Genomic DNA, 23,407 nt, shown 5'->3' on the forward strand with positions numbered 1-23,407 from the left:
GTATCCGGCGAGCGCCCCAGATAGCGGGCGAAGTTGCACACCGCGCGGATGTACGCGGACTGCGTCTTGGGATGGAGCTTGCGCATCCGCATGTCGTCGAGCATGCGCTGGCGTAGGGGGCTGATCGGGCGGGTAGTCGTTTCCATGACGTGCTCCTGTCGAAAACGAGGCGGGTCGCCTCATCTCCAACATGGCAGAGCACTGCCGATGCACACCCCCGACGTCCTGACCGTTCGAAGCGGTTCAGCGCGCCCTACCGCGAGAGCGGTTTAGTCCATGGGACAAGAACGGACATGGTCTCGAAACCTTCTACGATCACATTGCCAGCTTGATATTCGAGGTAGTGTCTGCTGCCTCCGCGGTCACTTCGCCAAAAGACTTGTGCTGGTGGATTCAGCGCAACTCAGTCTGGGGGGAATTGTTCAACTTCGACCGGCTCAAGGGCAGGGCCGGTGCCGTCGTCAAGTTCAAGGTGCGCCGGCTCCTATACAACGAGATTGCCGACATGAGGCGCTTTGCAAACTTCAAGGGGGCAAAGATTCTCGGCTTCTGCCTGAACGTGATGGGGTTCACCATCAGGCAAAACGACTATGACAAGGACAGTCGGGCGCTTCAGAAGGCCATGTTGGCCTGGACGAGGAAGCACTACGTCTGGCTGCACGGATACAACCCGCGCATCGCCGAGGCGTGCTTGGTGGACGGCACGACCTACGACCTGAAATACCGGCGACTGGTGCGTACGTATCCGGCCGAGGGGCTCCGACGCGAGCCGAGCTATGTCTATCTTGACCTCGATCCGGCCCCGCCGGGGTCTGAGCTCCAAACGGCTACAAATTAAAGACAGCGCGCGTAAAAAAGTTGCGCGCTACACGACGGGCGGACGCAAGACGCAAGAGCCTGTCATCGACCTCCCGCGAAACCGAACCGCGGCAATAGGGAGGTTCCAGTAGTAGCATGAACTCTGAAGCAGACGTAGAGGCAACTCGAAGAGCTACGGCGGCGGACCATACCATCGCTGCCATTGGCCTCGACATACGCCAACGGCACGTGAGGCCGACGTGCCGCCCCCCTACTCCACCCCCTCCAGCAACCCCAACAACTGCGCCCGCCTCACCACATGCTTCCGGTTCGCCGCATCCAGTTTGCCGAACAGGTTCTTGAGGTGCCACTTCACGGTTTCTTCGCCGACGCCCATCGCCTGGGCGACCTCCTTGTTGGAGAGGTTGCGCGCGAGGAGTTCGAGCACTTCGCGCTCCTTGGGCGTGAGCACCATGCTCGGGAGGGCGCGCGGGACGGCGGCGTCGCGGGTGGGCGCGGGCGCTGCCGGGCGCAGGACGCGGGCGACGGCGATGCTGCGGCCGGGCTCGGGATGGCCGCTCTCGTCTAGGGAGAGGTTGCGCGCCCAGTCGGCGATCGCGGGGTGGGCGTCGGCGAAGACGCGGACGAGGCCGTAGGTGTGGGCGAGGTCCATCGCTTCGCGCAGGAGTTCGCGTCCGTGTTCGCTGCTTCGGTCGAGCACCCAGGCGCGCAGCGCCATGTTTTCGATGTACGCGCGGCCGAGCTTGAGGCCGTCGGCGACGGGGGCGGCGCGTTCGAGGGCGTCGCGGGCGCTGCGCCAGTCCTGAGCGGCGATCGCGGCGTTGGCGTGGGCCATGGTGCGCTGCAGTTCGACCATGCGCTGCCACACGGGGCCGTGTTTGCCCTCCTCACGCGCGAGGATGTCGTCGATGCGCTGGGCGAGCGCGCGGCAGGTTTCCGGGCGGAAGCGGCCGGCGTGCATGCGCGCCTGTTCGGCGAGGCTGACGACGCACAGGCGCGGCATGTTGCGCGCGGCGCCGATCGCGAAAAGGGTCTCGAGGAGGTCCAGCGCACGGTGCTCGACCCCCTGCGCGGCGGCGACACGGGCGGCCGTGCGGTAGGCGAGCAGCGCGGTTTCGGGGGTGCCGGTGCGTTCCAGCACGTCGAGGCGGTTGGCGAGCAGCGCAGCGGCTTCATCGACGCGGTCGCGTTCGTAGGCCGCGGCGGCGAGCAGCGAGGCGAGCATGCACGACAGCGGATGGCGACGGCCGAGCGCTTCGTCGGCGTGCGCGAGCGCCGGGCGCAGCACCTCTTCGACTAGCCTCACCTGCCCTTCCCAGAGGTAGCTCAGGCCGGTGATGAACTCGCCCCAGCGCGCCGAATACGCGTAGGCGACGCCGTATTCGCCGCGCGGCACCTGTTGTTGGTGACGGCGCGCGAGCGCCGGGTCGCCGCGCAGGATCGCGAGCACCGAAAGGCGGTTGGCATGCATCTGCAGCAGCCGTGGTTCGCGCGCGGGGGGCGCATCCACCCAGGGTTCGAAGAGGGCGATGCAGCGGTCGGGCTCGTCGGCGTAATAGGCGGCGCCGCTGGCGATGAGCGCGCACTCGTAGCGCAGGCCGACGTCGACGTCCGCCCCTTCGAGGATGCGCGCAACGAGGCGTTCGGCCGCGTCGTGGCGCTCGCTCAGCGCCAGCACCCAGGCGGCGGCGAGGCGTAGCCGCGGGCGCTTGTCGAGTTCGGCTTCGGGCAGCAGTTCCACCCAGTCGAGCACCATGCCGACCTGGCCTTGCAGCGCCGCTTCGTAGAGGCACTGCTCGGCGAGGCCGAAGGCGACGTCCCGCTCGCCCGCCGCGAGCGCGTGGCGGGCGGCCTCCTCGAGCATGCCGTGCGCTTCGAGCCAGCGCATCGCGCGCGTGTGCACTTCCGCCAGCTCGGCGGCGGGCAGTTCCGCGAGGCGGGCGCGCAGCGCGTCGCGCGCGAGCGTGTGCAGGCGGACCCATTCGCTGTCGTCGCCGACGGCGAAGATCGGGATGTCGCGCATCAGCCGCGCCATGCGGTCGGCGGCGTCGGGAACGCCGGTGAGCGCGCCGCACAGGTCGGGGTGGAGCATGTCGACGGCCGAGAGGCGCGTAAGGAAGGCTGCGTCGTCCGGCGCGAGCTTGGCGAGCAGGCCACCGAGGAGCTGGTCCTGACGGCCGCCGGCACGGGCCGCGAGGGCGTCGACGACGAGACGCGGATCGCCGCCGCTTTCCAGTGCCGCGAGTGCGAGCTGCAGGCCGAGCGGCCAGCCTTCGATGATCTCGTGGATGCGCGCGCAGGTGTCGGCATCCACCTTGTTAGCGAAACGGTTGCGCACGAGGTCGAGCGTCTCGTCGAGGCGGAAGCGCAAGGATTCCGCACCCAGGAGCACGCAGTAGCCGTAGGAGCACAGGTCGGCCACCTCGCGGTCGAAGCCGCTGCGCGCGGCGGCGACGAGGCGCAGGTTCGGGGGCGCGTTGTGCAGCAGGTAGGACAGGAGCGTGAAGGACGCCTGGGGCAGGCGCTCCGCCTCGTCCACCATCAGCACGAGGTCGAGCGAAGTCTGCGCGACTTCGGCCAGCCAGGCGGTGACCCCTTCGAGCTCGCTCGCCGACGCGCCGGCGCCTTCGACGAGGATGCGGCCGAACGCCGGCCGGCCGCAGCCGGTGCGTACCGCCTGCACGAGGCTCTGCAGCAGGCGCTGGGGGTCGGTGTGTTCATCGACGGACATCCACGCGACCGCCGCGCCGTGGGCGAGGATCTCGCGTCGCCACTGCGCGAGCAGCGAGGTCTTGCCGAAGCCCGGCGGGGCCTGCACGACAATCACCTGCCGGTCGCGGAACTGTTCTTCGTCGAGACTGAGCCGGGGCCGCAGCAGCAGGTGCCGCGGCGCGCGGGGCGGCGTGGTCTTGAGAACGAGTTCCGGCAGCACGGCAGCGCCGATCGCAGAGGTCATGAACGTCCCGACAGGTTTGGATCCGGCACATGCGCCGCGGCGTTCGCACCTCCGGAAAGCGGAGAGCACCGCACGGGGCGCCATTGCAGCTTATACCCGCGCTTGCGCGGAGGCTGGGCAATTATAGGCATACCCCCCGTGGGGGGCCTCCCCCCCTTATACGAGGGGGGTGGCCCTTGCACCCCCTCTCTACCATCCGTTTCAAGTCATCCCCCATGCGAGGAGAAGCGGATGCAATACGTCGATGTCTGCGCACTGGAAAACATCGCCCCGGGCGCATCGCTGGCCGTGCGTGCCGGCGGCCGCGACCTGGCGCTGTTCAATGTCGAAGGCGTGGTGCATGCGATCGAGAACGCATGTCGCCATGCCGGCGCGGCCCTCGCGGGCGGAAAGCTGTGCGGCCGGATTGTCGCCTGCCCGGCCCACGGATGGAAATACGACGTCACGACGGGCGCACTGCTCGTGGCTCCCGAGATGTCGGTACAGAAATATCCGGTCGAAATTGTCGACGGCAGGGTGCGCGTCGCGCCCGGCAGCGCCGCCTGAGTCCCCACCCGCCCAGCCTCCAGGAGTAGCCATGTATCGCCATCTGCTCGTGCCCATCGACGGTACCGACCTCGCGACCGAAACCGTCAGCAACGCCGTCGAATTCGCCCGCAGCCTGGGTGCCCGCATCACCTTCTTCCACGCGCAGCCGAACCATGCGGCGGCGTTCGGCGGCGAGGCCGAGATCGTGCGCCTGACCTCGCCGGCGGACTTCGCCTACGCCTACCAGGGGCGGGCACGCGAACTGCTGGCAAAGGCCGAATCGGCGGCGCGGGCGCTCGGTGTGCCGTGCGATTCCTCCACCTCAGTGAGCGATTCGCCTTATCGCGCGATCATCGCCGCGGCACACGACGCCGGCTGCGATCTCATCTACATGGCTTCGCACGGACGGCGCAGCAGCATCGGCATGATGCTGGGCTCACAGACACTGAAAGTGCTGGTGAACGCGGGGATCCCGGTGCTGGTCGCGGCGACGTCGAGTCCGCCCGCCACCTCACAGGCGATCGGCATCATCCGCGACGAGCACCGGTCGCTCGCCGCGGTGCTGCACGCGTGGCTACACCTGCTGGAATCCGACAGCGGCCCAGCCGAGGGCTCACGCGACGAACTGATGCGCGCGATGCTTCATTACATCAAGGCCTTCCCGGTCGCGCTGCACCACCCGAAGGAAGAGGACTACCTGTTCCGCAAGCTGCGCGAACGCACCTCGCAGTGCAACGCCGAACTGGATGAACTGGAACGCCAGCACGAGCGCGACCTTCAGCTGGTGGATGAACTGGCGAAGGCGGTGGACCGCCATGCCGCGGGCGAGGCGGACCTCGCAACCGTGAAGGAAGCGGTGAGCCGCTATGCGCTCTTCATCTGGGAGCACATGGGGCGCGAGGAAGGCGTGATCCTGCCCGCCGCGCAGCGCTACCTGACCCCATCCGACTGGGACGAGATCAACGCAGCCTTCTCCGAAAACTGCGATCCGCGCTTCGGTCGCGACACCGACGCGGAATTCAAGCGGCTGTTCTCGCGCATCGTGAATCTCGCGCCCTCGCCCGCGAAGCAATAAAGAGCTTTACTTAAAACATACCGCGGCCGCACTTCGCGCCGCAGCAAGGAGCACACAGCATGGCTAATGCGATTCGAATCCACGAGACCGGCGCGCCGGAAGTGATGCGCTGGGAATCCGTCGAAGTCGGCAACCCCGGCCCGGGCCAGGTCCGCCTGCGCCACGAGGCCGTCGGCCTGAACTTCGCCGACACCTATTTCCGCACCGGCCTGTATCCGATCCCCATGCCCAACGGCCTGGGCGTCGAGGCCGCGGGCGTGGTCGAGGCGGTCGGTGAAGGCGTGACGAACGTCGCCGAAGGCGACCGCGTCACCTACACCGGCTTCGTGAATACGCTCGGCGCCTACAGCACCGCCCGCCTCATCCCCGCCGCGCCGCTGATCAAGCTGCCGGACGCGATCTCGTGCGAGACGGCCGCCGCGATGACGATGCGCGGCCTGACCTCGGCCTACCTGATGCGCCGCATCTGGCCGCTCAACGCCAGCGACACGATCCTGATCCACGCGGCGGCGGGCGGTGTCGGCCTGATCGTGTGCCAGTGGGCGAAGCTGCTGGGCCTCACCGTGATCGGCACGGTGTCGAGCGAGGAGAAGGCGGAGATCGTGCGTGCGCACGGCTGCGACCACGTGATCTTCTACCGGCGGGAAGACGTCGCGGCGCGTGTGCGCGAAATCACCAACGGCGCCGGCGTGTCGGTGGTGTTCGACAGCGTTGGCAAGACAACCTTCGAGGGCTCGCTCGCCTCACTCAAGCGCCGCGGCCTGATGGTGTGCTTCGGCACCGCGTCCGGCCCGATCGATGCCTTCAACCCGCAACTGCTCGCGATGAAGGGTTCGCTCTACCTGACCCGCCCGGCGCTGGCCGACTACATCGCCACCCCGGAAGAACGCGACGCGCTCGCCGGCGAGCTCTTCGACCACGTCGCCGCCGGCCGCATCAAGATCGAGATCAACCAGCGCTATGCGCTGCAGGACGCCGTGCAGGCGCACCGGGACATGGAAGCCGGCAAGACGATCGGCTCGTCGATCTTCACGGTCTGACCGGAAATAGCGTCCCGACAGAGAGACAAGAAAACCACGGACGCCCTTTCACCCGACATACCCGTCAGACCACACCTGGAGACAGCTTCATGAACCAGACGACTCAGGATAAGCCCGCTGCACCGGCCTTTGTGCGGCCGGGAGCGTTGAACAGCTCGGTGAAGTTCGAGCCGCTCACCGCGAGCATCGGCGCCGAACTGATCAACGTGAACCTCGGCGACGCCTCGCGCGATCCGGCGCTCTTTGCCGAGATCAAGGCCCTGCTGCTCGAATACAAGGTGCTGTTCCTGCGCGATCAGGACATCACCCGCGCCGAACATGTCGCCTTCGCGGAGCGCTTCGGCAAGCTCGAAGACCACCCCGTGGCCGGCAGCCACCCGGAACACCCCGGCCTCGTGCAGATCTACAAGTCGCCCGACCAGCCGATGGACCGCTACGAAAACGCCTGGCACACCGACGCCACCTGGCGCGAGGCGCCCCCGATGGGCTGCGTGCTGCGCTGCGTGGAATGCCCGCCGGTCGGCGGCGACACGATGTGGGCGAACATGATGCTGGCGTACGAGCGCCTGCCCGAGGACATCAAGGCGAAGATCGCCCACCTGCGCGCCCGCCACAGCATTGAGGCGAGCTTCGGGGCGGCGATGCCGATCGAGAAGCGCCTGGCGCTGAAGGCCCAGTACCCGGACCCTGAACACCCGGTGGTGCGCCTGCATCCCGAGACCGGCGAGAAGGTGCTGTTCGTGAACGCCTTCACGACCCACTTCACCAACTTCCACACCCCGGCCAACGTGCGCTTCGGCCAGGACTACGCCCCGGGCGCGTCCGAGCTGATGCAGTACCTGATCCGCCAGGCCTTCGTCCCCGAGTACCAGGTGCGCTGGCGCTGGAAGCCCAACAGCATGGCGATCTGGGACAACCGCAGCACCCAGCACTACGCCGTCATGGACTACGCGCCCTGCCATCGCAAGATGGAACGCGCCGGCATCATCGGCGACAAGCCCTGCGGCCTCGAAGGCCCCGGCGCCTGAAGCGCGCCGACACGAATCCCCCAATCGCTACCTATCCCTGCAAGGAGCCCCTGACATGAATTTCCTCGACGGATCGCTGTTCCCCGAAAACCAGCAGAAACTCGTCATCACCGCCGCCCCCTACGGCCCGGAGTGGATGCCTTCCGATTTCCCCGAAGACATTCCCGTGACGATGGAGGAGCAGATCCAGAAGGCGGTCGACTGCTACAACGCCGGCGCCACCGTGCTGCACGTGCATGTGCGCGAACTCGACGGCCACGGGTCGAAGCGCCTGTCGAAATTCAATGAACTGCTGGCCGGCATCCGCGCCCGCGTGCCGGACATGATCCTGCAGGTCGGCGGTTCGATCTCCTTCGCCCCCGAAGGCGAGGGCGAAGCGGCCAAGTGGCTGTCTGACGACACCCGCCACATGCTCGCCGAGCTGCAGCCGACGCCCGACCAGGTGACGATCGCGATCAACACCAACCAGATGAACGTGGTCGAGCAGATGTGCGCCGCCGACGTCGCCGGCACCTCGCTGGGCGAGCCGGCGATGTACAAGGCCTACCGCGAGATGACGATCCCGGCCGGACCCGACTGGGTCGAGGAGCACATCCGTCGCCTGTCGTCGAAGGGCATCCAGACGCACTTCCAGCTGGCGACGATCTCGCAGCTCGAAACCGTCGAGCGCATGATGCGCCGCGGCGTCTGCAACGTGCCGCTGATCCTGACCTGGGTGGCGATCGGCGGCGGTTTCGACGCGCCGAACCTCTACAACCTGGCGAACTTCGTGCGCGCCTGCCCGGACGGCTCGGTGCTGACGCTGGAAACCTCCATGCTCAACGTGCTGCCGCTCAACATGATGGCGATCGCGATGGGCCTGCACGTGCGCTGCGGCATCGAGGACAACATCTGGACCCAGCGCCGCGACCGCAAAATGGGTTCCATCGAGCAGATCGAACAGCTCGTGCGCCTGTCGCGCGAGTTCGGCCGCGACGTCGCCAACGGCAAGGAAGCGCGCGAGATCTACAAGATCGGCACGTTCTACGAAGGTGCCGACGAAACCCTCGCCAAGAACGGCTTCGCCCCGAACCGCAAGCCGGGCCAGGTCGGCTTCCTGCAGCACGCAGCATGATTCTCGGCACAAGGTAATACCGATGCAGTACGGGCAAGGGAGCGATTTCGCCCCCTTGCCCGCATAAAGCGCCGTCCCGCGATGCCGGAACGGCCACCAATAAGAGGAGACAAGCTTGGCCGCGTATATTGCAGAGGCCCTGCCGGAGGCACCGACCTCCACCCCGACCGCTCCGCGCACCTACGCCTGGATCGTGTTCGCACTGACCTTCGGACTGCTGCTGTCCGACTACATGTCGCGCCAGGTCCTGAACGCCGTCTTTCCGGTGCTGAAGGCCGAATGGACGCTCACCGACACGCAACTGGGCTCGCTCAGCAGTATTGTCGCCCTGCTCGTCGGCCTCCTGACCTTCCCGCTTTCGGTCGTCGCCGACCGCTGGGGCCGCGTGAAGAGCGTCACCCTCATGGCCGCGCTGTGGAGCCTCGCGACCCTCGGCTGCGCGCTGGCCGCCAATTACAACCAGATGTTCATCGCCCGCTTCTGCGTCGGTGTCGGCGAGGCCGCCTACGGCAGCGTCGGCATCGCGCTGATCCTGAGCATCTTCCCGGCCCACCTGCGTTCGACGCTCAGCAGCGCCTTCATGGCCGGCGGCCCGGTCGGCTCCGTGGTCGGCATGGCCTTCGGCGGCATCATCGCCGCGCAGCTCGGCTGGCGCTGGGCCTTCGGCGCGATGGCGGCGTTCGGGCTCGCGCTCGTGGTGCTCTACGCCCTCATCGTCCGTGAAAATCGCCTGTGCCCGCACGGCGGGATGCGCCGCGTCGCGCAGCGCGCCGCCCGCCCCGGCCTGCGGATGATCTTCTCCGGGCTGTTCGCATCCGTCTCCGTCATCGCCGCCTACATCGGCAGCGGGCTGCAGCTCTTCATCATGGCGTCGATGCTCGCGTGGCTGCCCAGCTTCCTCAACCGCTATTACGACCTGCCCACCGACAAGGCCGGAGTCGGCGCCGCGGTCTTCATCCTGATCGGTGCGGTCGGCATGATCGTCTGCGGCATCGTCACCGACCGCCTCAGCCGAGCCAACGCGGAGCGCAAATGGACGATCGCGATGACCTATTCGCTGACTTCGGCCGGCCTGCTGCTCCTCGCCTTCCAGTTCCCGCCGGGCCCCGCGCAGCTGGGCCTGCTCGGCGCGGGCATGGCGATGGTCGCCGGCACCACCGGCCCGGCCGGCGCGATGGTCGCCAACCTGACCCCCGCCCCCATCCATGCGACCGCGTTCGCGACGCTGACGCTGGCGAACAACCTGCTGGGCCTGGCCCCCGGCCCCTTCGTCACCGGCCTCATTGCCGACCGCGTCGGCCTGATGGACGCGATGCAGATGGTGCCGCTGATCGCCCTCGGGGCCGTCGCCGCCTTCGCCATCGGCAAGCGCCACTACGCCGAAGACCTCGCGCGCATCCAGGCGCAGCAACATTGATTTCCCGTTTCACCCTTCACCACGCACAAGAACATGACGACAACCCCGACCATCCTCATCGTCCCCGGCCTGCGCGACCACGTCGCGGAGCACTGGCAGACCCTCCTCGAACAGAAGCTCATCGCTGCAGGCAAGCCGGCGCGCTCGGTCCCGCCGCTCGAGCACGACAAGCTGAGCCGCGACGCCCGCGTCGCGGCGCTGAACCAGGCGCTCGCCGAGATCGACGGCCCGGTGATCCTCGTCGCGCACAGCGCCGGCGTCATGATCACCGTGCATTGGGCACAGCAGCACGATCGGCCGGTCCTCGGCGCCCTGCTCGCGGCGCCGGCCGATCTGGAATCCCCCTTCCCGCCCGGCTATCCGACCACCGACGCGCTGCGCGACAACGGCTGGCTGCCGATCCCGCGCAGTCCCCTGCCCTTCCCGAGCGTCGTCGCCGCGAGCACGAACGACCCGCTCGGCAACATCGATCGCGTGGCCGAATTCGCCTTGGCCTGGGGCAGCCGGTTCGAGAACGTCGGCGCCGTCGGCCACCTCAATCCGACGGCCGGCTTCGGCGAATGGCCTCTCGCGGAGAGCCTGATCCGGGAATTGGAACCCCAGGCGACGCACATCGCCTAGCGGGACGCGCTCCTTGCCGCGAGGCAGGACAGCGCGCTGAACGGCGGGCACCTTGTCGAAGGCAGCCCGCCGGAATCACTCGTGTCCTGTCACCTGTCCCTGGCCTTGCGCGCGTGGAAGATGAAGCCGATGCTGTTCATCAGCAACTGCGCGGCGAGGATCGAGGTCGTGCCGGTCGGATCGTAGGCCGGCGCGACTTCGACCAGATCCATACCGACGATGTTGCCCCGGCTGCGCTTCGCGAGCGCCTGGATGATTTCCAGCACTTCGTAGTACAGGAAACCGCCGTGGCTCGGGGTGCCGGTGCCCGGCGCGATCGACGGGTCGAAGCCGTCGATGTCGATCGTGATGTAGTACGACACGCCCTGCGGGATCTTCGCGAGCACGCCTTCGGTGCCCAGCCGCCGCACGTCGCGCACCGACAGGATCTGGGAACCGGCTTCACGAGCGGCCATGTAGTCGTCGCGGTTCGACGACGAGACGTTGCGGATGCCGATCTGCGTCATGCCGACGATGTGGTCCATCTCCGAGGCGCGGCGCAGCGGGTTGCCGTGACCGAAGCGCACGCCGTGACGCTCATCGACAAAGTCGAGGTGCGCGTCGACATGCAGGATGTGGATCGGCCCGCGGCCTTCGAAGGCCTTGATCACCGGCGCGTGGATCGAGTGGTCGCCTCCGAGCACCAGCGGCATCGCGCCCTTCTCGAGGATCTTGCGCACCGCGAGTTCGATGTTGGCGTTGCTCTTCGCCATGTCGGTGTGCACGATGTCCGCGTCGCCGACGTCGGTGATGCGCACCTCGTCGCGCGTCAGGTACATGACGTCGTCCTCGAAGTCGTAGGCGCCCGCGTGGCCGAACGAGAACAGCGTCGAGGCCTCGCGGATGCCGCGCGGGCCGAAGCGCGCGCCCGAGCGCCACTGCGTGCCCATGTCGTTGGGCGCGCCGAGCACGGCGACGTCGGCGTCGATGTTGTCCCAATCGACGCACGGGGGGGACTTCGCGAAGGTGCAGTGCCCGACGAATGGGAGGTTGAGGCGGCCGGATTCGTAAGCGTTGTTGGACATGTTCGGTCTCCTGTCGAAGCGGGGGTCAGAAGTTGTATTTCAGGCCGAGCACGACGGCGGCTCGCCCGAGGTTGCGCGAATCGCCGGTCATCCCGGCACCGGGGTTGTAGAAGTCGTGTTGCGCGTCGGTCGCGATCAACGAGATGCTCGGCACCAGGCCGTCGAAATCCTTGGAGAGCGTCAGCGCAACGTCCGCATAACTCGCATCGCTCGAGAACGGCCCGCTGATGTACTGGTAACCCACGTGCGGCACGAGTGTGTAGCCGTCGCCGAGATCGACCGTCGCGCCGAGCTCCGCGTACCAGCTCTCACCGCTGTCGGGAATCGCCAGGAAGTTCTTGCTGACGGTCCGGCTGAATTTCAGCTTCGCGACGCCGTAGCTGAGGGCCGCGTAAAGCTCGGTGGTATCGGCACCGGGATGGAGGTTGTTGTCCGGAAAGATGTAACGCAGGAAGCCGACGTCGTAGCCGATTCCGTCGATTAGCTCGCCGGCATAGCCGCCATACAGGTCGAGTTCGTAGTCGGCATTGCCGCCGGGGATGTCCTTGATCCATTGCGCCGTCGACGCGAAGGCGCCAAGGTAGAGGCCGCCGTTCGTGTAGTCCGCACCGGCCTGCAGCGCGGGATTGAAGCGGGATTGCGACAAGCCGCGGGCGCGGTACTCGCTGACGGCGGCGACGTTCAGGACGAGGTCGGCGTGCGCCTGGCCGGCGGCCAGCACGGCGCAGAAGCCCAGTGCGCGGGCAAGGGTGCGGAGTTTCATCGGTGAGTTCCTCGGAATTTGGGGCGTAGGGGTCCCCGGAGGGGGCGCACAGGCCACCTCCGCGGATACGGCAAGGGGTTGAATCAGGGGATGCGGATCAGACGGCCACGCGACGCGCCGGACTTCGGCTGCGCTGCTTGGTCTCCCAGTCTTCGACGAAGCCCACCGGCGCGTCGTCGGACGCGAGCATCGGCCTGCCGCGCACGATGTCGGCGGCCCGCTCGGCGACCATGATGGTGGGCGCGTTGAGGTTGCCGTTCGGCTCGGTCGGGAACACCGACGAGTCGATCACCCGCAGACCCTCGACACCCCGCACGCGCAGGCTCGAATCGACCACCGCCATGTCGTCCTCACCCATGCGGCAGGTGCCGCAGGGATGCATCGTCGACTCCATGTTCTCGCGCACGAAGGCGTCGATCTCGTCGTCGGTGCGCACGTCCGGCCCCGGCGCGAGCTCCTCGCCGCGGTAGCGGTCCATCGCCGGCTGGCCGACGATCTCGCGCGTGAGGCGCACGCAGCGGCGGAAGCCTTCGCGGTCAGCCTCGTGCGCCAGGTAGTTGAAGCGGATCTCCGGATGCACGTAGGGATCGGCCGACACGAGGCGGACGTGGCCGCGGCTCTTGGGCTTGTTGGGTCCGGTCAGCACCATGAAGCCATGTCCCTCGATCGGCTTGTGGCCGTCATAGCGCATCGCCGCCGGCAGGAAGTGGAACTGGATGTCCGGCCAGCGCAGCCCCGGGGCCGAGCGGATGAAGCCGCCGGCCTCGAAGTGGTTGCTCGCGCCGAGTCCGTCGCGCTTCATCAGCCAGCGCGCGCCGATGGCCGCCTTGCCCATCAGGTCCATGTTGCCGTTGAGCGTGATGGGCTCCTTGCAGGCCCACTGGATGTAAATCTCGCTGTGGTCCTGCAGGTTGGCGCCGACGCCGGGCAAGTCGTGGCGCACCGCGACGCCGGCCCGCTGCAGCACGTCGCCCGGGCCGATGCCGGAGCGCTGCAGCAGATGCGGCGATCCGATCGGCCCCGCCGCGACCAGCACCTCGCGCCGAACGCGGACGGTACACACATCGCCACCCGTCTCGTAACGGACGCCGACCGCGCGCTTGCCTTCCATCACTATCTCGCGCGTCATCGCATGCGTGACAACCTTGAGGTTGGGCCGGTTCATCGCCGGACGCAGGTAGGCGTTCGCCGTGGACCAGCGCACGCCGTCCTTCACCGTCATGTGCATGGCGCCAAAGCCTTCCTGCATGTAGCCGTTGCAGTCCTCGGTCTTGATGTAGCCCGCCTGCGCGCCCGCCTCGACCCAAGCGCCGTAGAGCGGGTTCGTCATGTTGTTGCCGTTGTTGGTGTGTAGCGGCCCTGCCCCGCCGCGATAGGCGTCCCCGCCGAACTTGAAGTGCTCGGCGCGCTTGAAGTACGGCAGGCAGTTGCGATAGCCCCAGCCTTCCGCGCCGAGCGATTCCCATTCATCGAAGTCGCAGGCGTGGCCGCGCATGTACACCAGTCCGTTGATCGACGACGATCCACCCAGCACCTTGCCGCGCGGGCAGTGCAGGCGCCGACCCTTCAGGTGGGTCTCGGGCACGGTCTCGTAGTGCCAGTTGAAGCGGCGGGTGTTCATCGGCAGCGAAAACGCGCTCGGCATCTGGATGATGACGCTGCGGTCGCTGCCGCCGTATTCGAGCACCAGCACGGTCACATTCGGATCTTCAGTCAGGCGGGCCGCGAGCACGCAACCCGCGGAGCCGGCACCGACCACGACGTAGTCGAAAGTCTCTTGCATGTCCGTCTCCCCCTCACCGAACGATCGCATCGACCGCGGGCTCCACGACCGTGAGCGACTCAACGGTCGTCGCGGCGCCGGAGGTGATGCGCTCGCCATAGTCGCCGAAGCGCCGGCTGCCGAACATCCGCGTGCCCACCCACTGCACGACGGCCGCCGCGAGGAAGGCCGGCATCGACGCCGACAGCGCCGTGAAGCCCGGCCCCGCCGCCAGCGTCTGCGGATTGAACACCAGCACATAGACCGCCGAGCCCGCGACCAGCGCCGTCAGCGCAATCGGATTGAAGCCGCCCCAGTACGCGAAGGGGCTCCGCTCGGGCGACGCGAACACCGCGCGCAGGCTGATGTGCTGGCGCCGCAGCACGAAATAGTCGGCCATGCCGATCCCCGCGAGCGTCGCGTTCAGGGCCGAGGTCCACACCAGGAAGATGAAGAAGCCGTCGTAGATGCCGGGCGCCCAGAACACCACGACGAGCGGCACGACACAGAAGGCGGCGACGAGCATGTCCCACGACAGGCGCCCGAGCACCGGTCCTGCCAACTGACGTAGCCCCACGACCGACGTGTAGAGGATGTTGATCATGCTCGTGACGTTGGCGAAGGCGATGAAGCCGAGCGCGACGATGCCGATCGCGACTCCCCCGATCGCGGTCATCCAGATCGTCGGGTCGGCGTTGCCCAGGGCAGCGGCGCCCAGCAGTCCGACGATCTCGCCCAGTGACGCTGCACCGAACACCCCGACCACGTTGGGCCAGAACGAGGTGCGCTCGTTCTTCGACAGGCGCGCGAGGTTGCCGAGATAGGGCCACCACGAGAAGCCGGCGGCCATATTCACCTCCACGGCGATCATGAAGTTGAGCCGCTTGTCCTCCGTCGGCGGCGCCAGCGCGGGCAGGCCCAGCAGCTCGGCCGGCTGATGCTGGCCGAGGATCAGCCACATCATCACGAACATCAGCAGCACCAGCGCAGGCGACATGATCATGTTGAAGAACTTGATCGACGTCGGCCCGCGTGCGACGACGAACCCCGTCACGACGATCGCCGCCGCGGCCAGCACGGACACCAGCACGCCGTTGGCGGGTTCCGTGACGGCCTCGCCGGTCTTGAGCAGCGTGAGCATGCCGTCCACCGAGCGTCCGAACATCATGCCAAGCACGGCGAGCCAGCCGAGGGTCAGCAGCACGACCGCCAGCGCATACACGAGCCGGCTGCCATTGCGCCCGAATGTGCTGCGCAACAGCGTGAACTGCTCGACGCCGTATTTGCCGCTGGGCAGGCAGGTCGGCAGCGCGACCAGCATCACGCCGAGGATGTTGCCGATGATGACCGCCGCGATGCCCTCGCGCGGCCCGACGAAGGCCGCGGTCGCACCGCCGATCAGGAAAGCCCAGGTCGCGATCGCGAGGGCGGAGTTGGCGTAGGTGAATTCCCAGAAACCCCACAGGCGCTCGCCGGGCAGCAGCGGGGTATCGCCGCGCTCGGCGGCCTGGCGGAAGAGTTCGGCGTTCGACATCTCACACCCCCCAAAGGTAGAAGCCGATCACCAGCGCCACGGTCAACGCGAGCACCAGGCAGTAATCGAGCGCGGTCATCGCGCCCGGCCAGTACGGCTGGTCGGCCAGCCTTTCGTAGGCGCGCAGGCGAAGTTCCAGATCCTGCTCGCGCTCCCGATCCATTGTCGTTTGCATGTTTGTCTCCTCGTCGTCTGCAGCCGGCGTGCGTCTATTTCCTTGCGCGCGTCCGGCCACAGCGTTTATCGATGTGTTCAGGGCAGGGTGATCCACACGGCCTTGGTCTCGGTCAGGAAGTCGAGTTGCTCGGGGCCCAGATCGCGTCCAAAACCCGACTGCTTGAAGCCGCCGAAGGGCATCGCCGGATCGATCGTGCTGTGCGCATTCACGTACACCGAGCCGGCCTTCAGGCGCGGGATCAGGCGATGCACGCGACCAAGGTCGTTCGAGTAGATCGCCGCAGCAAGCCCGTAGGGCGAATCGTTCGCCTCCGCCACCGCCGTCTCCAGATCGTCGAAAGGTGCCGTGACCAGCACCGGCCCGAAGATCTCCTCGCGCACGATGCGCATGTCGCTACGAGTATGGGCGAAGATCGCCGGTTCGACGAAGCACCCGTCCTGCGCCCGCCCGCCATAGGCAAGCTCCGCGCCCTCGGTGATCCCGGCGTCGATATAGCTCGCGACGCGGCGCTTCTGCTGCATCGATACCAGCGGGCTGATGAAGCATTCCGGATCCAGGCCTGGCGCCATCTTCAGCGTGCGCGTCACGTCGATGAGTTCGCGCAGGAATTCGTCGTGTACGTCGCGCTGCACATACACGCGCGTGCCCGCGTCGCACACCTGACCCGAGTTGAAGAACACGCCGTTCGCGACCGCGCGCGCCGCCGCCTTGAGATCCGCATCCTCGAGCACGAGCACCGGTGACTTGCCGCCGAGTTCCAGCGTCAGGCGTTTGAGGCTCTCGAGCCCCGCACGCCCCACTTCCTGCCCGACCGGGGTCGAGCCGGTGAAGCTCAGCTTGTCGATGCCCGGATGGCGTGACATCGCGGCGCCGATATCGCGACCGGTGCCGGTCACGATATTGACGACCCCGCGCGGGAAGCCGGCTTCCTCGACCAGTTCGGCGAAGCGCAAGGTCGACAGCGAGGTCAGCTCGGCCGGCTTGACGACCACCGTACAGCCCGCGGCGAGCGCCGCCGCGAGCTTCCATGCCATGGTCTGCAACGGGAAATTCCAGGGCACGATCGCCCCGACGACACCGACCGGTTCCTTGCGAGTGAACGCGACGTAATCGCCGGGGAGCGCGGACGGCTCGACGGTACGCCCGTGGATCTTCGTCGCCCAGCCTGCGAAATAGCGAAAGGTATCCACCGTGCCCTGCACGTCGACGTCGCGCGCGCTGGTGACCGACTTGCCCATATCCACCGACTCGATTTCGGCGATTTCCGCCGCGTTGGCCTCGATCAGGTCAGCCAGCCGGTGCAGCAGGCGCTCGCGCGCCAGCGGCTTCATCGTGCGCCACGGTCCGCTGTCGAAGGCCGCGCGCGCGGCGGCGACGGCACGGTCCAGGTCGGCCACGGTGGCAAGGGGGATCCGCGTTATGCAGCCCAGCGTCGACGGCTCGGTCACGTCGGCCGTCGCGCCGTCGCTCGCGGCCATCCACTCGCCGTCGATGTACATCTTCTGCGTCTTGCTCAGGAATCGCTGCGCCGCGGGCGACACCTCGTAGCGCTGCAGGTAGGTTTCGACGATGCTGTCCATGCGTTGTCTCCGTGATTGTGCGCGCTCAGGCGTGGGCGCGAAGGTAGGCGGTGAAGCGGGAACGATCGAGCGAAAGCGTCGACTCGACGGCATGCGGGTCGACGCGGAAGAACTTCCAGGTTGCAGGCGCGCGCTTGCTGCGACGCGCCGCGAGGGCGGGCTTGGTGGGCATTGCGGTGTCTCCTCGTTCGTTATGCGCCGCCCCGGTTCTGACGACCGGAGTCGGGCATGGGCGGACTATATTTCCGCTCTTGCTTCGGAAGAATAGTCGCGACAAGATGTTCACATCGGCAATTCCGAAATAACTCGTCGGAGCAAAGAGATGAAGCAACTGCAGGACGTCGACCTGAAACTGGTCCGGGTTTTCGTCGCAGTCGTCCGCCACGGCGGCTTCTCCGCCGCGCAGGCGGCACTGAATGCCAGCCAGAGCACGATCAGCGAGCAGATGACGACGCTGGAGACCCGTCTCGGACTAAAGCTGTGCGAACGCGGACGCAGCGGCTTCCGCCTCACCGAGCACGGCCACGCGACCTATGAAGCGGCCCAGCGCCTGCTGCTCGCGGTCGAAAATTTCTGCATGGACACGAGCGTGCTCGCGCAACGCATCGCGGGACGCCTGCAACTGGGGCTCATCGACAACACGGTCACCGACGAAGCGTCGCCGATCCTCGCGGCCGTGCAACGCTTCCTCGCACTCGGCCACGACGTGCAGATCGACATCTACATCGGCAGCCCGGCCGAACTGGAAGCCCGCATCCTCGACGGCCGCCTCCACGTCGCGATCGGCCACTTCCCGCTGCAGGTCGCAGGCCTCGACTACACCCCCGTCTACGACGAAGCCGACGGTCTCTTCTGCGGCCAGGGCCATCCGCTCCACGCCGCAGACGACGACGGCGAGGCGCTGGACGAACTGATCTCGACGAGCCGTATCGTCGCGCGCGCCTACATGCAGGAAAGGGATCTGCACCTGCTCAAGGCAAACGTGGCAGCCGCGACCGTGGACAACGTCGAGGCGCAGGCCATCCTGATCCTCTCCGGTGCCTACATCGGCTTCCTGCCTCTGCACTACGCACAACGCTGGGTCGATCGCGGGCGCATGCGCCGGTTACGCGCACGAAATCTCGAAAACCGGTGGCCCTTCTCGATCGTCACCCGTCGGAGCCAGGCAATGCCAGCCGTGCTGCGGGCCTTCGTCGACGGGTTGTTGGGGCTGAGCGGAGTGTGAGGCCTAACCCGTAGGGTGCCGCCGATGCCTGCCGCTATGGGTGGCTGTTCCAGCGTCAGAAGGTCGAGGTGTCGCCGCTCAGGATGTGAAGTTGCCCAAAATGGGCATAGGTGCGGCGCCGGAGAAATCCGGCTTTTTTGCGCCATCTGGAAACGTAGAATGACGTTCTACGAAACAAAAAAGCCCTGAAAACTCAGGGCTTTAATGTGTATTCTGGCGGAGAGAGCGGGATTCGAACCCGCGTTGGGATGTTATCCCAAACACGCTTTCCAGGCGTGCGACTTAAACCACTCATCCATCTCTCCGTGGAAGGCGCGCATTGTAGCAGAACGCCCGTGATACGGAACCCCATTTTCGCGTTCCGCGGAGAATTCCGGCACTTCCACTCGTGCGCAGTCGCAGTCTGCCTACTTGGATTCGGTGAAGATGCCCTGATCATCGGGTGGCAGCCGCGGGTAGCGCACGTAATCCACAAGCGCGCGCACTTCCGGCGGAGGCGGCGGGGTGAGCAGGCTGACGACGACGATGGTGAGGAAACCCAGCGGCACGCCAAACACACCGCTCGAAATCGGATTGATGTCGAACCACGCGTTGTCCATCGAGCCACCGAAAAAGGCGTGCGTGCGAACGAAATAGTAGATCGTGACCGCGGGGCCGGAGAGCATGCCGGCGACCGCGCCTGGCCGATTCGCCCGCTTCCAGAAGATTCCCAGCACCAGTGCGGGGAAGAATGCCGCCGCGGCGATGGAGAATGCCAGGCCGACCATGAAGAGGATGTTGTCCGGACGGAGCGAGGCGACCCACGCGGCGACGACGGCAACGACCAGGAGCTGCGATTTCGAGATGACGAGGCGGCGCTGCGTGCTCGCGCGCGGGTTGATGACCTTGTAGTAAAGGTCGTGCGACAACGCATTCGAAATGGTGAGCAGCAGGCCGTCAGCCGTCGACAGCGCCGCAGCCAGGCCGCCGGCGGCGACCAGGCCCGAAATGACGTAAGGCAATCCCGCGATCTCGGGGGTAGCGAGCAGGATAACGTCGGTATTGAGGCTCAGCTCGGCGAGTTGCAGGATGCCGTCGCCGTTGATGTCCTCGATGTTGACCATGCCGACCTTGCCCCACGAGACGAGCCAGTTCGGCAACATCGCGATGCTGCTGCCGATGAGATTGTTGTACACCTCCCACTTCGCGAACACCGCGTAGGCCGGTGCCGTGACGTACAGCAGGAAGATGAAGAACAGCCCCCAGAACACCGACTTGCGCGCCTCGACCACCCCGGGGGTGGTGTAGTAGCGCATCAGCACGTGCGGCAGCGCGGCGGTGCCGACCATCAGCACGAACACGAGCGCGAGGAAGTTGTTGCGCGCGACTTGGCGCTGCTCGGGCGTTTCGCCGGGATGAGCCTGGGCATGGCGCGGCGGCGGACGCGAGCGCTCGATCGCCTCGACGCGCGCGCGTTCCCACAACTGGCGAGCCTGATCCGGCGTGCGCGGCAAATCGCGCAGGGCCCGCTCCGTGTGCGCGATGTCGCGCGCGGCCGCGTTGTTCAGGCGCAATTGGTTGAGGCGCTCGATGAGCTCGCGCCGCTCCGCGGCGAGTGAATCCGGCAGATGGGCAATTTTGGCGGCGTAGTCTCCGGCGCGCTGGGCGAACTGTTTGCGCACGGCGACTTCGGCCTCGTCGGCAAACAGCTCGTTCTCCTTCTCCGAGAGTTTGCCGAGCACCGTACCGTACATCACCGGCGCGACGGGCACGCCGGTGACCTTGTATGAAAGGATCGTGACCGGTACGAGATACGCGACGATCAGGATCACGTACTGCGCAACCTGGGTCCAGGTGACCGCACGCATGCCGCCGAGGAAGGAGCACACCAGGATGCCCGCCAGCCCGACGAAGAGCCCGATCTCGAACTCGACACTGACGAAGCGGCTGGTGATCAGCCCGACCCCGTAGATCTGCGCGACCAGGTAGACGAAGCTGGCGACGACCGCGGCTACCAGGCCCACGACACGCGCCGCGTTGCCCTGGTAGCGCGCACCAAGGAAGTCGGGAATCGTGTATTGGCCGAACTTGCGCAGGTAGGGAGCGAGCAGCAGCGCGACGAGCACGAAGCCGCCCGTCCAGCCGGTGACGAAGGCGAGTCCCTCGAAGCCGGTGAAATACAGCGTGCCGGCGAGGCCGATATACGAGGCGGCGCTCATCCAGTCCGCCGCCGTCGCCATGCCGTTGAACATGGCAGGCACGCGACGCCCGGCGACGTAGTATTCGGACACGTCGGCGGTGCGGCTCATGACGCCGATGCCTGCGTAGATGGCGATGGTTGCGAACAGGAAGACATGGCCGATCACGCCCGGCGACATGCCCATTTTTTCGCCGATCGCCAGAAACCCGACGAAGCTGATGAAGCTGACCGTGTACCAGAGGTAGTAGCGGCGCAGACGGCGCGCGAAAGGGGACGGTCCGGTCATGCGGACAGCCGTCCATTCAAGCAGCGCACAACAGGCCCCGGCGCGCGCCGCAAGGAGTCAGCGTTCAATACTTGACCCTCGCGTAATACGACTTCTCGGCCGCCTCGCGCGCCTGGCGAAGAGTGCGGATGCCCATTGCCGCCAGCAACGGAATCATCTTCAGGAAGACCTCGGCGGTGACGATCGCATCGCCCAGAGCCGTGTGGCGTCCGAGGATGGGCAGGTTGAGCCGTTCGGCGATCGCCTCGAGGCGGTGCGACTCCTGGTTCGGATGAATGACGACGGATAGCAGCAACGTGTCGAGCACGGGCTGGTCGAAGCGGATGCCGGTCGCCTCCTCCTTCAGTTGCAGGAAACGCATGTCGAACGCCGCGTTGTGCGCGATCAGCACGGTATCCTCGGTAAACGCGTGAAAAGCCGGCAGCACCGCCTCGATGGTGGGCTGGTTCTTGAGCATGCCCTGCGTGATGCCGTGGATCTGCACCGACTCCGGCGGCAGGTGGCGGCAGGGATCGACGAGTTGCTCGAACGACTCCTGACGCAGCAGCTTGCCATTGACGATGCGGGTCGCGCCGATCTGGATGATCTCGTCGCCCTGCGAGGGGTTGAGCCCGGTCGTTTCCGTGTCGAAGACGGTATAGGTCAGCTCGCTGAGCAGCCGGTCGTCGAGCGCGCGCGACCTGTCGGACCAGTTGAAGAGGTCGAAGTCGTAGTATTCCGGCCGGCTTTCGCCCCTCAGGATCGTCGCCTCGTCGAGCTGTTCCTGCGGCACGGCGGCAGGCAGCAGAATGCGGAAGAACGCGCGGTGGCGAACCTTCTCGCGCTCGAGCCACATCTCGCCGTCGTGACGCTCGATCACGTCGCGCACCGTCAGCGGGCTGACCTCATCGGCGAAACGCATCGCTTCGAGTTCCCAGCTCATCACCGTCTCGGTGCTCATCGCCTGGCCCGACCAGATCAGGTCGAGGTGGACCAGCCGCCCCGCGGCGGGTGTCAGGCGGAAACGCACCTCGCGCACCTCGAACTCGTCCGAGAGGCGGCTCGCCAGATACGTCAGGGCCTGCAGCAGCGAGAAGCTGTCGACCTTGACCCACAGCGCCTCGTCGACCTCCTCCAGCTTCGTCGGAAGCTTGACGACATTCTCGATGCGCCGCTGCGCCGCGGCGATCAGGTCCGCCCCGAGCATCTCCTCGAGCGGCCAGCGCGCCTTGAGGGAGTCGGCGAATTCGTTGGCGGTCTCGTCGAGGCGCGTGCTCATTCCCCGCACCTCGTCGCGGATTACAGTGCGGAAGCGCTCGCGCAGCTCTTCCTGCAGGTCCGGGTATTCGAGCATCTCGGCCGCGGCACGCACGTTGGCGAGTGCCGCGCGGTTGCCTTCCGTGAGCGTGTGCAGCATCTGGTCGCGCTTCGATTCGGTCTCGAAGGTGCGCGTGATGTTGTCGAGCATCAGGATGAAGCCGGTGATGGCCCGCTCGTCGCCCTCCCCTTGCGCAACCGAAAGCACCGGCGCCATCTGCGCGCGCAGGAGCTGGCCCGCGCGTGTCGTGGTCACGAAATTGGCGACCGGCTGTGCCGCACTGCGCCGCAGGCGATGCTGGATGCTTTCCAGCGCATGATTGACGAGGTTGCGCTCGAAGACCGCATAGATCGAGCGTCCGAGCCCGATCAGCTCGCCGCCGCCGGCAACCGCAGGCGTGTCCGACAAGGCGCGGAACTGCTGTCGTGCCCGGTGGTTGTAGAGCAGGATGCGGCCGTCGAGGTTGCACACGACGACGCTTTGCGTGAGTTCCGACATCAGCGCGGCGAGGCGGTTCTTTTCCTCCTCCACGGAGTGCTTCGCCTGGGCGATCTGCGCCTCGACGTCCTGCAGCAGCTCGTCGCGCTGTTGCGCCAGGACGTTGACCGCGTGCGCGAGCGCCTGCACCTCAGGCGGCCCCTCGGGCTTGACGCGGAATTCGCGGTTGGCGCCGTGCATCAGCTTGAGGTGCTCATCCATGCGCAGGAGGCCCCGCACATAGTGCCGGAACAGGTTGCGCACGACAGCCATTCCGGCCGTGAAACCCATGATGGTCATCAGCGCACCCAGCGGCAGGTGCGGCACAACCACGTCGATCAGCCGTGCCCGGTCGGCCTCGCCCGCCTCCAGCCACACCAGCCCCACAGTCACGACGAAGGGGCCGGTCATCAGCAACGCAAGAATGCAGACCGCAAGGATGAAGCGCGCACGAGCGGTCATCC

The 23,407-nt window shown here is 66.8% G+C and carries 20 protein-coding genes and 1 tRNA gene; 9 read left to right on the forward strand and 12 right to left on the reverse strand.

All coding sequences use genetic code 11. The features are described from left to right. A partial coding sequence (locus F464_RS32065) for a phage integrase N-terminal SAM-like domain-containing protein (protein WP_040395395.1) occupies positions 1 to 146 on the reverse strand: 146 nt, incomplete at its 3' end. Positions 147 to 418: 272 nt separating this feature from the next. Here F464_RS32065 and F464_RS28840 point away from each other — a divergent pair. Further along, positions 419 to 838, forward strand: a complete 420-nt coding sequence (locus tag F464_RS28840) for a hypothetical protein (RefSeq protein ID WP_157353832.1) — start codon at positions 419 to 421, stop codon at positions 836 to 838. A 231-nt stretch (positions 839 to 1,069) separates the two neighbouring features. Here F464_RS28840 and F464_RS0116540 read toward each other — a convergent pair whose 3' ends face one another. After that, positions 1,070 to 3,775, reverse strand: coding sequence for a LuxR C-terminal-related transcriptional regulator (locus tag F464_RS0116540; RefSeq protein WP_018990953.1), 2,706 nt, complete (start codon positions 3,773 to 3,775; stop codon positions 1,070 to 1,072). Between the two features lie 231 nt (positions 3,776 to 4,006). Between F464_RS0116540 and F464_RS0116545 the strand changes: the two genes are divergently transcribed. The 7 genes from F464_RS0116545 to F464_RS0116575 all read left to right on the forward strand — a co-directional run bounded on the left by F464_RS0116545 (position 4,007) and on the right by F464_RS0116575 (position 10,598). Then, on the forward strand, positions 4,007 to 4,321 hold the full coding sequence (locus F464_RS0116545) for a Rieske (2Fe-2S) protein (protein ID WP_018990954.1): 315 nt from the start codon (positions 4,007 to 4,009) through the stop codon (positions 4,319 to 4,321). A 31-nt stretch (positions 4,322 to 4,352) separates the two neighbouring features. Then, entirely contained in the window at positions 4,353 to 5,378 is a 1,026-nt protein-coding gene (locus tag F464_RS0116550) for a universal stress protein (protein WP_018990955.1), read from the forward strand. Positions 5,379 to 5,437: 59 nt separating this feature from the next. Further along, the gene (locus F464_RS0116555) at positions 5,438 to 6,418 is read left to right on the forward strand and encodes a quinone oxidoreductase family protein (RefSeq protein WP_018990956.1); all 981 of its coding nucleotides are present in this window, start codon (positions 5,438 to 5,440) and stop codon (positions 6,416 to 6,418) included. A gap of 89 nt (positions 6,419 to 6,507) precedes the next feature. Continuing rightward, on the forward strand, positions 6,508 to 7,446 hold the full coding sequence (locus F464_RS0116560) for a TauD/TfdA dioxygenase family protein (RefSeq protein WP_198292286.1): 939 nt from the start codon (positions 6,508 to 6,510) through the stop codon (positions 7,444 to 7,446). Between the two features lie 55 nt (positions 7,447 to 7,501). Next, positions 7,502 to 8,560: a BKACE family enzyme gene (locus tag F464_RS0116565; RefSeq protein ID WP_018990958.1), complete on the forward strand. Its 1,059-nt coding sequence runs from the start codon at positions 7,502 to 7,504 to the stop codon at positions 8,558 to 8,560. Between the two features lie 115 nt (positions 8,561 to 8,675). Continuing rightward, positions 8,676 to 9,977 (forward strand): MFS transporter, encoded by a 1,302-nt coding sequence (locus tag F464_RS0116570; protein ID WP_018990959.1) that lies wholly within the window; start codon positions 8,676 to 8,678, stop codon positions 9,975 to 9,977. A gap of 33 nt (positions 9,978 to 10,010) precedes the next feature. Continuing rightward, positions 10,011 to 10,598 (forward strand): RBBP9/YdeN family alpha/beta hydrolase, encoded by a 588-nt coding sequence (locus F464_RS0116575; RefSeq protein WP_018990960.1) that lies wholly within the window; start codon positions 10,011 to 10,013, stop codon positions 10,596 to 10,598. A gap of 89 nt (positions 10,599 to 10,687) precedes the next feature. On the opposite strand, the gene speB is transcribed toward F464_RS0116575, so the two are convergent. The 7 genes from speB to F464_RS31010 form a co-directional block, all read right to left on the reverse strand. Beyond that, positions 10,688 to 11,662 carry an agmatinase gene (speB, locus tag F464_RS0116580; RefSeq protein ID WP_018990961.1) on the reverse strand — a complete coding sequence of 325 codons (975 nt, stop codon included), beginning with the start codon at positions 11,660 to 11,662 and terminating at the stop codon, positions 10,688 to 10,690. A 25-nt stretch (positions 11,663 to 11,687) separates the two neighbouring features. Beyond that, a complete protein-coding gene (locus F464_RS0116585; protein ID WP_018990962.1) occupies positions 11,688 to 12,425 on the reverse strand; it encodes a TorF family putative porin in 738 nt (245 codons plus the stop codon). Between the two features lie 97 nt (positions 12,426 to 12,522). Beyond that, positions 12,523 to 14,208: a choline dehydrogenase gene (betA, locus tag F464_RS0116590; protein WP_018990963.1), complete on the reverse strand. Its 1,686-nt coding sequence runs from the start codon at positions 14,206 to 14,208 to the stop codon at positions 12,523 to 12,525. 13 nt (positions 14,209 to 14,221) lie between these two features. Beyond that, the gene (locus F464_RS0116595; protein WP_018990964.1) at positions 14,222 to 15,721 is read right to left on the reverse strand and encodes a purine-cytosine permease family protein; all 1,500 of its coding nucleotides are present in this window, start codon (positions 15,719 to 15,721) and stop codon (positions 14,222 to 14,224) included. A 1-nt stretch (position 15,722) separates the two neighbouring features. Next, positions 15,723 to 15,896, reverse strand: coding sequence for a hypothetical protein (locus tag F464_RS31360; RefSeq protein ID WP_198292287.1), 174 nt, complete (start codon positions 15,894 to 15,896; stop codon positions 15,723 to 15,725). 77 nt (positions 15,897 to 15,973) lie between these two features. Beyond that, positions 15,974 to 17,479, reverse strand: coding sequence for an aldehyde dehydrogenase family protein (locus F464_RS0116605; protein WP_018990966.1), 1,506 nt, complete (start codon positions 17,477 to 17,479; stop codon positions 15,974 to 15,976). A gap of 25 nt (positions 17,480 to 17,504) precedes the next feature. Next, the gene (locus F464_RS31010; protein WP_018990967.1) at positions 17,505 to 17,651 is read right to left on the reverse strand and encodes a hypothetical protein; all 147 of its coding nucleotides are present in this window, start codon (positions 17,649 to 17,651) and stop codon (positions 17,505 to 17,507) included. Positions 17,652 to 17,801: 150 nt separating this feature from the next. Here F464_RS31010 and F464_RS0116615 point away from each other — a divergent pair, with 150 nt between their 5' ends. Continuing rightward, a complete protein-coding gene (locus F464_RS0116615; RefSeq protein ID WP_018990968.1) occupies positions 17,802 to 18,704 on the forward strand; it encodes a LysR family transcriptional regulator in 903 nt (300 codons plus the stop codon). A gap of 214 nt (positions 18,705 to 18,918) precedes the next feature. On the opposite strand, the gene F464_RS0116620 is transcribed toward F464_RS0116615, so the two are convergent. The 3 genes from F464_RS0116620 to F464_RS0116630 all read right to left on the reverse strand — a co-directional run bounded on the left by F464_RS0116620 (position 18,919) and on the right by F464_RS0116630 (position 23,405). Next, positions 18,919 to 19,009 (reverse strand) — tRNA-Ser (locus F464_RS0116620). A 102-nt stretch (positions 19,010 to 19,111) separates the two neighbouring features. Further along, on the reverse strand, positions 19,112 to 21,169 hold the full coding sequence (locus F464_RS0116625; RefSeq protein ID WP_018990969.1) for a sodium:solute symporter family protein: 2,058 nt from the start codon (positions 21,167 to 21,169) through the stop codon (positions 19,112 to 19,114). A gap of 64 nt (positions 21,170 to 21,233) precedes the next feature. Then, positions 21,234 to 23,405, reverse strand: coding sequence for a 3'-5' exonuclease (locus F464_RS0116630; RefSeq protein WP_018990970.1), 2,172 nt, complete (start codon positions 23,403 to 23,405; stop codon positions 21,234 to 21,236). Between the last annotated feature and the right edge of the window lie 2 nt (positions 23,406 to 23,407).

It is taken from the genome of Aromatoleum toluclasticum ATCC 700605, from assembly GCF_000378245.1.
Lineage (GTDB): Bacteria > Pseudomonadota > Gammaproteobacteria > Burkholderiales > Rhodocyclaceae > Aromatoleum > Aromatoleum toluclasticum.

Excerpts from the sequence above, each read along its gene's own strand:
- F464_RS0116540 (WP_018990953.1), bottom strand. The coding sequence starts at position 3,775 with ATGACCTCTGCGATCGGCGCTGCCGTGCTGCCGGAACTCGTTCTCAAG.
- F464_RS0116545 (WP_018990954.1), top strand. The coding sequence starts at position 4,007 with ATGCAATACGTCGATGTCTGCGCACTGGAAAACATCGCCCCGGGCGCA.
- F464_RS0116550 (WP_018990955.1), top strand. The coding sequence starts at position 4,353 with ATGTATCGCCATCTGCTCGTGCCCATCGACGGTACCGACCTCGCGACC.
- F464_RS0116555 (WP_018990956.1), top strand. The coding sequence starts at position 5,438 with ATGGCTAATGCGATTCGAATCCACGAGACCGGCGCGCCGGAAGTGATG.
- F464_RS0116560 (WP_198292286.1), top strand. The coding sequence starts at position 6,508 with ATGAACCAGACGACTCAGGATAAGCCCGCTGCACCGGCCTTTGTGCGG.
- F464_RS0116565 (WP_018990958.1), top strand. The coding sequence starts at position 7,502 with ATGAATTTCCTCGACGGATCGCTGTTCCCCGAAAACCAGCAGAAACTC.
- F464_RS0116575 (WP_018990960.1), top strand. The coding sequence starts at position 10,011 with ATGACGACAACCCCGACCATCCTCATCGTCCCCGGCCTGCGCGACCAC.
- speB (WP_018990961.1), bottom strand. The coding sequence starts at position 11,662 with ATGTCCAACAACGCTTACGAATCCGGCCGCCTCAACCTCCCATTCGTC.
- F464_RS0116585 (WP_018990962.1), bottom strand. The coding sequence starts at position 12,425 with ATGAAACTCCGCACCCTTGCCCGCGCACTGGGCTTCTGCGCCGTGCTG.
- betA (WP_018990963.1), bottom strand. The coding sequence starts at position 14,208 with ATGCAAGAGACTTTCGACTACGTCGTGGTCGGTGCCGGCTCCGCGGGT.
- F464_RS0116595 (WP_018990964.1), bottom strand. The coding sequence starts at position 15,721 with ATGTCGAACGCCGAACTCTTCCGCCAGGCCGCCGAGCGCGGCGATACC.
- F464_RS31360 (WP_198292287.1), bottom strand. The coding sequence starts at position 15,896 with ATGCAAACGACAATGGATCGGGAGCGCGAGCAGGATCTGGAACTTCGC.
- F464_RS0116605 (WP_018990966.1), bottom strand. The coding sequence starts at position 17,479 with ATGGACAGCATCGTCGAAACCTACCTGCAGCGCTACGAGGTGTCGCCC.
- F464_RS31010 (WP_018990967.1), bottom strand. The coding sequence starts at position 17,651 with ATGCCCACCAAGCCCGCCCTCGCGGCGCGTCGCAGCAAGCGCGCGCCT.
- F464_RS0116615 (WP_018990968.1), top strand. The coding sequence starts at position 17,802 with ATGAAGCAACTGCAGGACGTCGACCTGAAACTGGTCCGGGTTTTCGTC.
- F464_RS0116625 (WP_018990969.1), bottom strand. The coding sequence starts at position 21,169 with ATGACCGGACCGTCCCCTTTCGCGCGCCGTCTGCGCCGCTACTACCTC.
- F464_RS0116630 (WP_018990970.1), bottom strand. The coding sequence starts at position 23,405 with ATGACCGCTCGTGCGCGCTTCATCCTTGCGGTCTGCATTCTTGCGTTG.